General features: G+C 47.7%; 12 protein-coding genes and 4 tRNA genes. 15 read left to right on the top strand and 1 reads right to left on the bottom strand.

All coding sequences use genetic code 11. The features are described 5' to 3' along the window. Window positions 1-1630, top strand: a 1630-nt coding sequence (locus C7382_RS10120) for a JAB-like toxin 1 domain-containing protein (RefSeq protein WP_317042950.1), incomplete at its 5' end; no start/stop codon positions are given. Between the two features lie 482 nt (window positions 1631-2112). Continuing rightward, window positions 2113-2382: a hypothetical protein gene (locus C7382_RS08980; protein ID WP_133241548.1), complete on the top strand. Its 270-nt coding sequence runs from the start codon at window positions 2113-2115 to the stop codon at window positions 2380-2382. Between the two features lie 3 nt (window positions 2383-2385). Here C7382_RS08980 and C7382_RS10115 read toward each other — a convergent pair whose 3' ends face one another. Continuing rightward, window positions 2386-2865, bottom strand: a complete 480-nt coding sequence (locus tag C7382_RS10115; protein ID WP_165815149.1) for a hypothetical protein — start codon at window positions 2863-2865, stop codon at window positions 2386-2388. An 18-nt stretch (window positions 2866-2883) separates the two neighbouring features. Between C7382_RS10115 and C7382_RS08975 the strand changes: the two genes are divergently transcribed. From C7382_RS08975 to C7382_RS08915, 13 genes are all read left to right on the top strand, one after another. Then, entirely contained in the window at window positions 2884-4134 is a 1251-nt protein-coding gene (locus tag C7382_RS08975; RefSeq protein WP_165815148.1) for an RHS repeat domain-containing protein, read from the top strand. A gap of 77 nt (window positions 4135-4211) precedes the next feature. Further along, window positions 4212-4658, top strand: coding sequence for a hypothetical protein (locus tag C7382_RS08970; protein WP_116679944.1), 447 nt, complete (start codon window positions 4212-4214; stop codon window positions 4656-4658). Between the two features lie 294 nt (window positions 4659-4952). Next, on the top strand, window positions 4953-5828 hold the full coding sequence (locus C7382_RS08965) for a hypothetical protein (protein ID WP_116679943.1): 876 nt from the start codon (window positions 4953-4955) through the stop codon (window positions 5826-5828). A gap of 109 nt (window positions 5829-5937) precedes the next feature. Then, on the top strand, window positions 5938-6483 hold the full coding sequence (locus C7382_RS08960; protein WP_116679942.1) for a hypothetical protein: 546 nt from the start codon (window positions 5938-5940) through the stop codon (window positions 6481-6483). A gap of 199 nt (window positions 6484-6682) precedes the next feature. Further along, a complete protein-coding gene (locus C7382_RS08955) occupies window positions 6683-7834 on the top strand; it encodes an aminotransferase class I/II-fold pyridoxal phosphate-dependent enzyme (RefSeq protein WP_116679941.1) in 1152 nt (383 codons plus the stop codon). Between the two features lie 26 nt (window positions 7835-7860). Then, window positions 7861-8247: a hypothetical protein gene (locus C7382_RS08950; RefSeq protein WP_243405690.1), complete on the top strand. Its 387-nt coding sequence runs from the start codon at window positions 7861-7863 to the stop codon at window positions 8245-8247. A 22-nt stretch (window positions 8248-8269) separates the two neighbouring features. After that, window positions 8270-8692, top strand: a complete 423-nt coding sequence (locus C7382_RS08945; RefSeq protein ID WP_243405689.1) for a hypothetical protein — start codon at window positions 8270-8272, stop codon at window positions 8690-8692. A gap of 71 nt (window positions 8693-8763) precedes the next feature. Further along, a complete protein-coding gene (locus tag C7382_RS08940; protein WP_116679938.1) occupies window positions 8764-10197 on the top strand; it encodes a CCA tRNA nucleotidyltransferase in 1434 nt (477 codons plus the stop codon). Between the two features lie 4 nt (window positions 10198-10201). After that, window positions 10202-11758 (top strand): NAD(P)/FAD-dependent oxidoreductase, encoded by a 1557-nt coding sequence (locus C7382_RS08935; protein WP_116679937.1) that lies wholly within the window; start codon window positions 10202-10204, stop codon window positions 11756-11758. 98 nt (window positions 11759-11856) lie between these two features. Then, window positions 11857-11939: transfer RNA gene (locus C7382_RS08930), tRNA-Tyr, on the top strand. 27 nt (window positions 11940-11966) lie between these two features. Continuing rightward, a tRNA-Gly gene (locus C7382_RS08925) sits at window positions 11967-12039 on the top strand. A gap of 17 nt (window positions 12040-12056) precedes the next feature. Next, window positions 12057-12144 (top strand) — tRNA-Leu (locus C7382_RS08920). 36 nt (window positions 12145-12180) lie between these two features. After that, window positions 12181-12253 (top strand) — tRNA-Gly (locus C7382_RS08915). Window positions 12254-12329: the final 76 nt, after the last annotated feature.

Genomic DNA, 12329 nt, shown 5'->3' with positions numbered 1-12329 from the left:
CGAAGCGGGGAGCCGCTTCCGCCTCGACACGCTCCGAGACAGACACTATTGTGTGGAGGGTGCGCCCGTTGCGGGAGACGAAGAGCGTCATGCGTACAGCTACGATGCGCGAGGCAATCTGACGGGAGTGCGCACGGTACGGCTGCGGTCAGACGGTGCGATCGATGCCGACATGCGTCATCGTCGCCTGCGCTGGGATTCAGAGAACCGTCTCACGGCCTTGTCTGAGAACGGCTTCACGTCCCACTACTTCTACGATGCCGATGGCGAGCGAGTGCTCAAGGTCGGCGACGGCGATGTCAGCTTCCGAGTGAACGGCAAGCCAGCGGGAGGACTGACGGCTCATTCGGCCTTCACGCTCTATGTGAGTCCGCTCTTCGTGATGCAGTCTGGAGCGCGCTATAGCTCTCATATCTATGCGGGCGGTGAGCGTATTGCCTCGAAGGTGGGATCGCTTTCTGCTCAGATGTTGGAGACGCCGGCCGCAGCAGTGGCGGATGTACCGGTGGACTATAAGCAGAAGTATGAGTCCCTGCACCGAACGATCGATGAGACGTACCGTACTTTCGAGAGCGATTACAACGGTCAGAACCTCAGCTACGAGGCGGCGAACAACACGAACTTCAAGGGAGAACCGACGCCCGATGCGGCCGTTCGTTACTTCTATCACAAGGATCATCTGGGCGGCAGTCTGCTGGTGACCTCTTCGACGGGGGCTGTGATTCAGCAGGTGTCCTATCTGCCTTTCGGGGAGGTCTTCCTCGAGAAGCGGAACGGAGACTGGAGCTCTCCCTACCTCTTCAACGGAAAGGAGTTGGACGAAGAGACGGGTCTCTACTACTACGGCGCCAGATACTACGACCCGCGAGCGAGCGTGTGGCTGAGCACTGATCCGCTGCAGGAGAAGTATCCGAATGTTAGCAGCTATTGCTATACTTTCAATAATCCTGTAAATCTCATAGACCCTGATGGAATGGATATTTGGGAAATAAATAGCTCGGGCGAGATCGTTAGTCGAACAAAAGACAAAACACAAGATGCTTTCTTTATGGTTGCCAAAGATGCTGACGGAAACTATCAACGAACGTTCACAATAGATGCGGAAGGTAAAAAAACGTATAACTCTGTTTCTTTTAAATATGGTACTATTGAAACTCAAGAAACAAAAAAAATAAACTCGACAGACTCTTACGATATGTACAGAGTAAAAGGTGATAATAATGGGACTCAAATGTTTGAGTTTATGAGTCAGAATACAGATGTTGAGTGGTCGCAAGCAAAAACAGGTGTGGAAGGTTATAAAGGATTAAATTTTATAACGACTTCTCATGGTGAAAAAGTGGAAAAAGGAATGGCGGATTTATATGTTTCGCAGTTATATAATGGTTATACAATACGTGAGTTGAATCATAGTCACCCTAATGATACTGAGTATCCATCAGGATCTTTTATTCATCCTAGAAATGGTAAAGGAATTGGCGAATGGGGTGATATTGGCTTTGCTCGTGATGTAACAAATTACCAGGAGAAAAATGGTTTTAAAGTTCCAAACTTTAATATTTATTTGACTGGAAGTGGTTCTTATGTTAAGTATAATTCTGGTTCAATAAAAAGTGATTATGAAAAATAAATTTATTGTTGTGCTGTTGTTTGCTTTTTGTTTTGTTGTGTGTCGAGCACAAAAAAGCGAATATCCTCCGTTGATGATGAAGCAAAAAACATATTCTTTTGCATTGCCTGCACTACAAATTGATAGTGCCTTTATGGCGAATTTGCGTGCAGTACTGTTCGAAAGGAATGACCATATTATGAGCCCTTTACCTTCTACACCTGATAAAGGATGGCGGCATTTTCATATAGGATTTGAAAAAACAGACAGTTTGCATTATTGTGTAGAGGTGAGTTTATGGGATATTCCGGCAAGGATATCAGTGGGTTTTTTGGAGGAAAACGGGTACTTTTATTGGTTTGATAAGAGTGCTCCACCGAATATTATATTGAAGAAAAATCAGAAAAGGCGGTTTTTTTACAAAGATCCTATTTCTGGCCCGTATGATCCACCATTTTTGTATCTGATTTACAATCATGAAACAAAATTAATTGAACTTCGAGATGATACGTCTGGCAAACGTTCAGTTCGCGGGTCAGCTCTCGGCGGGCTACGAATTGGACTATGCCTACCGGGGAGAAGCGGGGAGCCGCTTCCGCCTCGACACGCTCCGAGACAGACACTATTGCGTGGAAGGCACGCCCGTTGCGGGAGACGAAGAGCGTCATGCGTACAGCTACGATGCGCGAGGCAATCTGACGGGAGTGCGCACGGTACGGCTGCGGTCAGACGGTGCGATCGATGCCGACATGCGTCACCGCCGTCTGCGCTAGGATTCAGAGAACCGTCTCACGGCCTTGTCTGAGAACGGCTTCACGTCCCACTACTTCTACGATGCCGATGGCGAGCGAGTGCTCAAGGTCGGCGACGGCGATGTCAGCTTCCGAGTGAACGGCAAGCCAGCGGGAGGACTGACGGCTCATTCGGCCTTCACGCTCTATGTGAGTCCGCTCTTCGTGATGCAGTCTGGAGCGCGCTATAGCTCTCATATCTATGCGGGCGGTGAGCGTATCGCCTCGAAGGTGGGATCGCTTTCTGCTCAGATGTTGGAGACGACGGCCGCAGCAGTGCCGGATGTACCGGTGGACTATAAGCAGAAGTATGAGTCCCTGCTCCGAACGATCGATGAGACGTACCGTACTTTCGAGAGCGATTACAACGGTCAGAACCTCAGCTACGAGGCGGCGAACAACACGAACTTCAAGGGAGAACCGACGCCCGATGCGGCCGTTCGTTACTTCTATCACAAGGATCATCTGGGCGGCAGTCTGCTGGTGACCTCTTCGACGGGGGCTGTGATTCAGCAGGTGTCCTATCTGCCTTTCGGGGAGGTCTTCCTCGAGAAGCGGAACGGAGACTGGAGCTCTCCCTACCTCTTCAACGGAAAGGAGTTGGACGAAGAGACGGGTCTCTACTACTACGGCGCCAGATACTACGACCCGCGAGCGAGCGTGTGGCTGAGCACTGATCCGCTGCAGGAGAAGTATCCGAATGTTAGCAGCTATTGCTATACTTTCAATAATCCTGTAAGATTCGTTGACCCCGATGGTAGAGATGCAATTTATATTGCTTTTCCCAAGTACAGAGCAAATGGTATTCCATTTACAGGACACGCAGGGGTATTGTTAATTGACAACAAAACAGGGTTAACAAAATATTATGAATATGGAAGATACGATAAAGAGGGTAAGGGTTTAGTTAGGACCGTTCCCGTTTCAAACGTCGTCATAGGAAAAGACGGAAAACCCACTACTGAAAGTTTGAACAAAGTAATGAAACAGCTTTCCGATAAATCAGGACACGGTGGCGACATAGAGGGAGCTTATATTATAAGTGATAAATTCAAAGAAATGAATGATTACGCCAAAGGTAAAATGTCTGAAAACAGCGACCCCGATAGAAAAAAATATTCTATACTAAGTAATAATTGTGCGACTTTTGCAGAAGATGTTATTACCCAAGATAAAAGTGTTGATAAACCAAGTAGCATAATCAATAGTCCTGTAAATATTGTTAATGAGTATCAGGAAGAGGGTAATGCAAGAGTTCAATACAAAGCAAAAACTCAAACTACCACAATAGGTGTAGGTAACGAAAAAGATGCAAAGGTTAAAAAAGAATTGGCAATGAGAACTAAATTATTATATCTGTTGGTTGGGTTAATTGTATTTATAGTTTTATTTATTATTTGGTTATTTAAGCGACCTTGTAAAAAATGGGAAAGACCTGTAAATGTGCCTATTTCAGCTGTTTGGCAAGGTGGCTGCGATGGTGGAAATTGGATGAAATTAGTAGATATTAGAGATGATACAATACGATTACGAATTTATCGTGACTGGAACGGCAAATTGATTTTAGACGCAGATTTTGTTTCTGAAAATTGCAATGATTTACCACTCACAAAAACAAATTGGAGTGAATATGTCGATTATTTTGACGGAACGAAAATTTACACTAAAATACAAGTAGGTAGTTGCTATTGTCGATTAATTCCTATTTTCCCCGCATATTACGAAGAAAAATAAAAAAGAAAAAGAACCGCACTTGCGAGATTTTTTATTTGTTTTAAGATAATAGATGTAAATAAATATAATATAGAAAAATGAGTAGAAGTGTCTTTCGCTATGTGTTGTGTTTTCTCGCAGTTTTTTATTTTATGAGTTGTAGAGAATCACATGAGGATTTTTTTGAGATGATTAGATATCCAAGTGGATGTGATAGTACCTTCGATTGTTCCAAATGCGATTCACCTTGGATTCCTTACCCATGCTTGGGTCTTGATAAGAAAACTTTTGAAGAAGTTGAGCAGGTATATGCAAAGCCAAATTATATTTCCTGTGATACTCTTTTTTATGGTTATAATAAAAACGGAGGAATGTATGAATTAGAAGTGTGTGAAATGTTGTCCGAAGTGCCCTATGCAATAGTTACTTTTGGTTGTTGGGTTTTCTCTGAAAATAAAGAGTTGTGGCTGTATTTTGTGAAATACAAAAATAAAAACATTGTGTTTTATGGATTTTTCCTTGATCCTGAAAATTTGCGAGAATAATAAGTGTCAGATCATCTTATCCGAATGGTGTTTAAATCTTATTGCGTAAATGCAAATCCTCGATCACCAGATAACTCTGCAAGCACAACCATTGACGGATCTAAACGGGCACGGCCTACAGCCTCACGATGAGCTATGACAATATGTACCGGATTGTGAAGAAGAAGCAAGACCTCCGTCAGGCGAACGTTCAGTTCGCGGGTCAACTCTCGGCGGGCTACGAATTAGAAAATGCCTTGCGATACCTTATGAGTGATACAATCTGCATACAAAATCGATTTACCCAGTGATTCCATGATGAAAAAAGAACATGAAAATTTTCGAAAGATAGTGATAAGAAAATCTAGGTTTAGAATCTCTGACTTGTTTTATATTGGAACTTTTTTGTTCTTTGTGTATCTTGTTGTTGTTGAGGCTATAATTTCGTTCTTTTTGATCTTGTTGTGCTTTTTAATGGCTTTTTTTGTGCTGAGAATTATTCAGCGACAGAGAGACGTTACTGAACAAATCGTTGTTGATGAAAACGGAATAACTCTGCATCAATATAGTAGATTGATTGAGTGGGATAGTATAAAATATGCTTACTTAAAACAAAAGGTTATTGGACTAGGGCACAGCACAAGGGTTGTTGAAAGCTTTCATGTAGAGACCAAGAATAAAGAATATACTGTAAGTATGGACGATTTAAGCTATAACCCAAGACTGCTTGCTCAAAGTATTAATTATTATAGTGGAAGGGAAATTGGACATATTTCCAACAAGCTAAACGACAAAGCATTTTCGTTGGTAAAGAATAAAGAATTGGCAGAGAAAATGTACGTTATTTTTAGTTCTTTTTACAAGAAGCAGATGAATGTGTCACTCTTAGTCTTATTTGTGTTTTTATCGGTCTCGATATTTCTTCAAATAATTGTTGATTTTCCATATGTTTTTGCTATAGGTTGGACTTTAAATCTTTTGGTCTTGATCGTTTGGAGTTGGTATGCAGAGAAAGTGTTTCGTAATCATGAGCTATTAAAACATTTAGATGACAAAACGTATGAGAAATTGTCGGATGAATATGGGAGGATATTTAATCATAAAAGCTCTAAAGGACAGAATGTGGCAGGGGCTATTTTTCTGTTTATAACCGTTTTGATAGTTTTTGTTGTTTCGTATATGATACAATGATTTTTTTTTGCTATTTATTTTGAAAATTGTGTAAGACGAATAATAGGGCTACCTAAACGTCCGTATGATTAGTATCATACTAAAGAATAACATTATAAGGTAAATTCTTATGAAACTAAAAATCATAATATGCATTATTTCTGCATTAGCTTTTTTGAATGCCAATGCACATAATCCAAACAGCGATAATCTTTGCGTTTATATTGACAATATCTTTATCGGTAAAAGATGCTGTGTTGATTATGACAAAATTCTATCAGTCTTCTTGGAAAATTATTATTGTAATTATTTGTTTAAGTGCAGTCCTGCTAAGCCTTCTGTTAATGACCCTTTTCCTTCAGTAAACCCGAAGGCAATAAAGCATCTCTTTATCGAGAAAGGCGATATGCTAAGTACAAATAGTATTCTGCATATCCGCACTAAAAAAGCAAAAGACGGTTTTCTTTTTGTGAATAAATGCATTATGGATAAGGTTGCAAATTTAAATTGTGAATCGGATAAAATGGAAGTGTTGTATGTGTATAATAACAAGGCTGTAAGGACAAAGAAAGACGTAATGCGGGTTCTTAGGTTAAGAGAGAAGTGTATCCAAATTTCAGAGATTACACAAGATGAGCAATTGGGGATAATAACCGTATATATTATTGACAAATAGTAAGGGTAAGTCTTACAACGGGATTAGCGGCAGGTATTTGAGGTGATATTTTGTACTTTCGTGGACGGTAATCGGAGGAATCGGAGAAATCTGAGTTATCAGAGTGTGCGGGTCGTTGGAATAATCGGATCATTCGGAACTCTCGGATGATTCGGATTGTTCCGACTACTCAGATTTGACAGATAGTTATTTGAGCAGCATGAAAGGACGATATAAGGAAGAGATGGCGGAGCTACAGACGTCGGGGGCATGGCGGTCTATACGCGGTCTCGTACATGAGGGGAAGTATGTCACGGAGGGGGGAGTGCGAATGTTGAATCTCTCATCTAACGACTACCTCGGCATCATGAGCCGCCCCGATATGCTGGAGGCATTCTATGCCCAATTGGGTGGTGAGGATGCTCTATTGGGGAGTTCTTCCTCCCGTTTATTGACAGGCAATTGCGCGGCTTATGAACGCTTGGAGCATCGACTCGCCCAGCTCTTCGGGCGTGAAGCTGCTCTCATTTATAATAGTGGCTACCATCTGAATACGGGTGTGCTGCCGGCTTTGTCGGACGAGCATACGCTTGTGGTGGCCGATCGGCTGGTGCATGCGAGCATCATCGACGGCATACGGCTGAGCGGCCGACCGTTTGAGCGGTTCCGTCACAACGATTTGGAGCATTTGGAACGCATCATCCGAAAGAAACAGGACGCATACGCCCGCATCATCGTTATGGTGGAGAGCCTCTACAGCATGGATGGCGATTTGGCCGATTTGCGCGGGCTCTGTGCGCTCAAAGAGCGGTATCCCATCATCGAACTATATGTGGATGAAGCCCATGCCATCGGCGTACGGGGCGGAACGGGACTCGGCATGGTCGAGGAAACGGGTACCACGAGGCAGATCGATTATATCGTGGGCACCTTCGGCAAAGCTATCGGCTCAATGGGGGCTTATATCGTCTGCGATGCCGATGTGCGGGAGCTGCTGGTCAATCGGAGCCGTTCGCTCATCTTCTCCACAGCATTACCGCCAGTATCGGTGGCGTGGACGGACTTTGTCATGAGCCGGATAGCCGCCATGACGGCCGAGCGTGCTCGTCTGGCTGCCGTCTCTGCCATCCTGCGCAAGGCGATAGCCGATGCCGGAGGGGAGATGCCGTCCGAGAGCCATATTGTGCCGTTTATGGTGGGAGAGAATGCTCCCTGTATCGAATTGGCAGAGTCGCTACGCCGAGCAGGCTTCTTTGCGCTGCCGATACGCCACCCGACAGTGCCGGAGCATACCGCCCGCATCCGCTTCTCACTCTCCTCTGCCATCGACGAGGAGGAAGTGTGTCGTCTGATAAACCTATTACCCTTATGAATGTGCATGCGTTTCCTCTCAACGGGATGACAGGGCGCAAAGGCCCTCTTTACTGGTTGCTATTGGGCTATAGTCTGCTCTTTGTGGCGATGATGATAGCCGCCTATATTCGCGGGGATGAACCGCTGATCCCGATGTGGTTTTTCTTCCTCTCTGCGCTGGTTCTATGGGCATGTATGCCTGTGGCGGTCGTTATTGACGAGGAGAACGGACGATTGCGTTGGGCGGTGGCTTTCGGTCGGGTGATCACGCGCGGGAGGCCGCTGAGCAAGTACATCCGTGCCACGAAGGACGAGCACCACAGGTTGCGCGTACGGATAGAGCAGGGAAAAAGGCATATCTTTGTCGAGGTACGCGATCCCGAAGCATTCTGTGAAGCCTTGAACGAGGCCATCGGGCGATGCCATGAATAAGAATACTTAGAGAAAGATACTCATGCAACAGACGTTCTATATGCGGGGATTCTCCCGTAAACGTGGATGGAAATTTTGGTTCGGGATCCTCTGCTTGGTAGCGGTGGTGATATTCTCCGCTCTGATTTACTTCACTGAATTTGAGATGGGGTATATTACTATTGTATATATGGGCGGGTATGGTGTGTTCTGTGCTTTCCAACCCGAGGCATTCATTATCGACACAGAGCGCCAGACACTGCGCAAGGTGGTGGGATTCGGTTATTACGTGACCCAAGGTCGCCCGCTATCCGACTATAAGGATGCTTCGCTCAGCCCCAATAGTAAATACATGGTGAAGCTGACCACACAAACGGGGAGTTCGTTCGTGGCGATGGCCGAAGCGGAATCGTTCTGTGCAGCACTCAATGCCATCGTGCAGCATCCGGCCGAAATGGCGGAATAAACTCCCGCCAAGCTGTGCTGTGGACATGCCCGTCCCTGTATAGTCAAGGTTCAAGAATTCTATCCTATCAGATGACTGACAAAGAACTTATCCTTTCCAAAATAGACTTGCCGATCTTCCGCCTCATCGGTGAGGCGGCTGACGAAGTGGGGGTGGAGACCTACGTCGTAGGCGGATATGTGCGCGACATATTCCTCGGGCGCCTGTCCAAAGACATCGACGTCGTCGCCGTAGGGCGGGGCATCGATCTGGCTCGCGCAGTAGCCCGAAAGCTGGGGCGGAAGGCGCATCTGGCTGTCTTCGCCAACTTCGGTACGGCACAGGTGAAGTACGGGGACATCGAATTGGAGTTCGTAGGTGCGCGGAAAGAGAGCTATCGGCACGACAGCCGCAAGCCGATCGTGGAAGATGGTACGCTGGAAGACGATTTGAGTCGCCGCGACTTTACCATCAATGCCATGGCCGTGTGTCTGAATCCGAACCGTTACGGCGAACTGGTGGATCGATTCGACGGACTCTGCGACCTCGACGATATGCTCCTTTGCACACCATTAGATCCCGATATTACTTTTAGTGACGATCCGCTGAGAATGATGCGCGCCATCCGCTTTGCTTCGCAGCTCCCGGGGTTTACGATTCTGCCTCGCGATATGGAGGCGATATGCCGCAATGCGCACCGGATAACGGAAGCCGTGTCGGCCGAGCGTGTAATCGAAGAGCTGAACAAGATCATGATGTCGCCGAGGCCTTCAATAGGCTTGTCGTTATTTGAAGAGACGGGGCTGATGGAGCACGTCTTCCCCGAACTGCTTGCCCTCAAGGGGGCGGAGACGCGCGATGGCATCGGGCATAAAGACAACCTGACGCATACCTATAAAGTGGTGGACAATCTGGCTCGGCATAGCGACAATCTGTGGCTGCGCTGGGCGGCATTGCTACATGACATCGGCAAGCCGCGGACGAAAAAGTTCGTCGCGGGTCAATGGACTTTCCATAACCACAACTTTGTCGGCTCCAAGATGCTGCCCGCCATCTTCAAACGCCTGCGCCTGCCGTTGGACGGTAAGATGCGCTATGTACAGAAGCTCGTGGATCTGCATATGCGTCCTGCAGCGTTGGTGGACGGCGGAGTTACGGATTCGGCGGTGCGTCGCCTGCTGTTCGAGGCGGGAGACGAAATCGAGGATCTGATGATGCTGTGCGAAGCCGATATCACGAGCAAGAATCCCGACAAGGTGCGTAAGTACATCGACAACTATGCCTTGGTGCGTCATAAGTTCCGCGACATAGAGGAAAAAGATCATGTGAGAAACTTCCAACCGCCGGTGTCGGGCGAAGAGATCATGCAGACCTTCGGGCTCAGACCATCAAGACACGTCGGCACCATCAAGGAGGCCATCAAGGAGGCCATCCTCGATGGCGTTATCCCCAACGAATATGATGCCGCCCGTGCCTTTATGCTCGAGAAGGCTGCGGAGCTGGGATTACAACCTATCAAACAATAGAAAAATGTCTGCGCGAATAGATTTGCGCCTGCGTCCCGAAGAGGCAGCAGACGAGCGCATCCTCCACCGCCATGCCGCCCGTCAACTCAGGCGACAGGAAGATGATATACAGCTGGTAATCATTCGTCGTCGAAGTATCGACGCCCGACAACGGCAAGTGTACGTAAATCTGAGTCTGGACGTGTATTGCGACGCTGAGACGCCCGTCGAAGACAGCTTCGAGGACATCGTCTATCCCTCGGTCGAGGGGCGTCCGTCTGTCGTTGTCGTTGGAGCAGGTCCGGCCGGATTATTCGCTGCATTGCGACTGATCGAACTCGGTTTGCGTCCTGTGATTCTGGAGCGCGGGAAGTCGGTGCATGAGCGCAAGGGCGATCTGGCACGCATCCCGAAAGAACAGCGAGTGGATCCGGAGTCTAACTACGGCTACGGCGAGGGTGGGGCAGGCGCTTTCTCCGACGGGAAGCTCTATACGCGAAGCAAGAAAAGAGGCGATGTGACCAAAATACTCCGTGTCCTATGCAAACATGGAGCGCAGCAGGCTATCCTCATCGACGCACATCCTCATATCGGGACCGACAGGCTCCCTCTTATTATCGAACGGATCCGCAACCGAATAATCGAAGTGGGTGGCGAAGTGCATTTCAGCTGTCGCATGGATAGTCTTATCATCCGAAACGGCTGTGTCGTGGGAGCGCGCGATAGTCACGGGCAGGAATATAGCGGTCCGGTCATTCTCGCCACGGGGCACTCGGCACGCGACGTTTACCGCTATTTACACAGGGCCGGCGTGTCGCTCGAATCGAAAGGGACGGCTATCGGCGTGCGGCTGGAGCATCCGCAGGAGCTTATCGACCGTCTTCGCTACCATAGCCCCGAAGGTCGCGGTCGTTTTCTGCCCGCAGCAGAGTACACCTATACAACTCAAGCACGAGGGCGGGGTGTTTATAGCTTTTGTATGTGTCCGGGCGGTTTTATCGTACCTGCTTCCACAGGACCGGAGCAGATGGTGGTCAATGGAATGTCGCCTGCCAATCGTGGCTCTAAATGGGCCAATTCGGGTTTGGTCGTTGAGATTCATCCGGAGGATGTCATGCAAGCACAGCAAGACAATCCCTTTGCATTGATGGATTGGATAGAAAATCTGGAGAAAGAGAGTTGGCGTCAGGCCGGTTGCAGCTTGCGAGCACCGGCACAGCGCATGACTGATTTTCAGTCGGGAAAGCTATCGACCGATCTGCCAAAGTCTTCCTATAATGCGGGCCTTACATCTTCACGCCTCGATGAATGGTTGCCACGTCCGATCACGGAGCGGATGCGCGAAGCCTTTCGGGTCTTTGACAAGCAAACACGAGGTTTCCTGACGGCCGAGGCACAGCTTATCGCCATCGAAAGTCGTACCTCTTCCCCTATACGTATCTTGCGCGAGCCTGCCCATTGTGAACATCCCTTGCTACCGGGGCTATTCCCCTGCGGTGAGGGTGCCGGTTATGCAGGTGGTATCGTCTCTGCTGCCATGGATGGAGAACGCTGCGCCGAGGGGGTAGCCACTACAATATGATACTGTCGGCTTCTGATCAGGCGTTTCATCGAAAAAAATGCGCAGAACTCTTGTATAATTAGATTTTGTTTCTACCTTTGCAATCGCAAAAGAACAACGGGCAGTTACCAGAGTGGCCAAATGGGGCTGACTGTAACTCAGCTGGCTTACGCCTTCGGTGGTTCGAATCCATCACTGCCCACTTCTCTTGCATGACAACGTTAAGGTCGCGGAAGTAGCTCAGTCGATAGAGCATCAGCCTTCCAAGCTGAGGGTCGCGGGTTTGAGCCCCGTCTTCCGCTCTTCTTTGAAATCAGGGGCCCGGATGGTGGAATGGTAGACACGAAGGACTTAAAATCCTTTGGCCATTATCGGCTGTGCGGGTTCAAGTCCCGCTCCGGGTACCATCTCCCTATTGTAATAGCGTTGTTACTTATATGATTGCGGAAGTAGCTCAGTTGGTAGAGCATAACCTTGCCAAGGTTAGGGTCGCGGGTTCGAGTCCCGTCTTCCGCTCGAAGAGGCTGTCTCGATAGGAGATGGCCTTTTTTTGTTATTGTCTTATAAAAGACAAACTGTGGCGTTGCTGGCG

The organism is Porphyromonas loveana (assembly GCF_003096695.1).
Taxonomy (GTDB): domain Bacteria; phylum Bacteroidota; class Bacteroidia; order Bacteroidales; family Porphyromonadaceae; genus Porphyromonas; species Porphyromonas loveana.
Note: the sequence above shows the minus strand (reverse complement) of the source record. Positions and strands in the feature narration are given on the sequence as shown.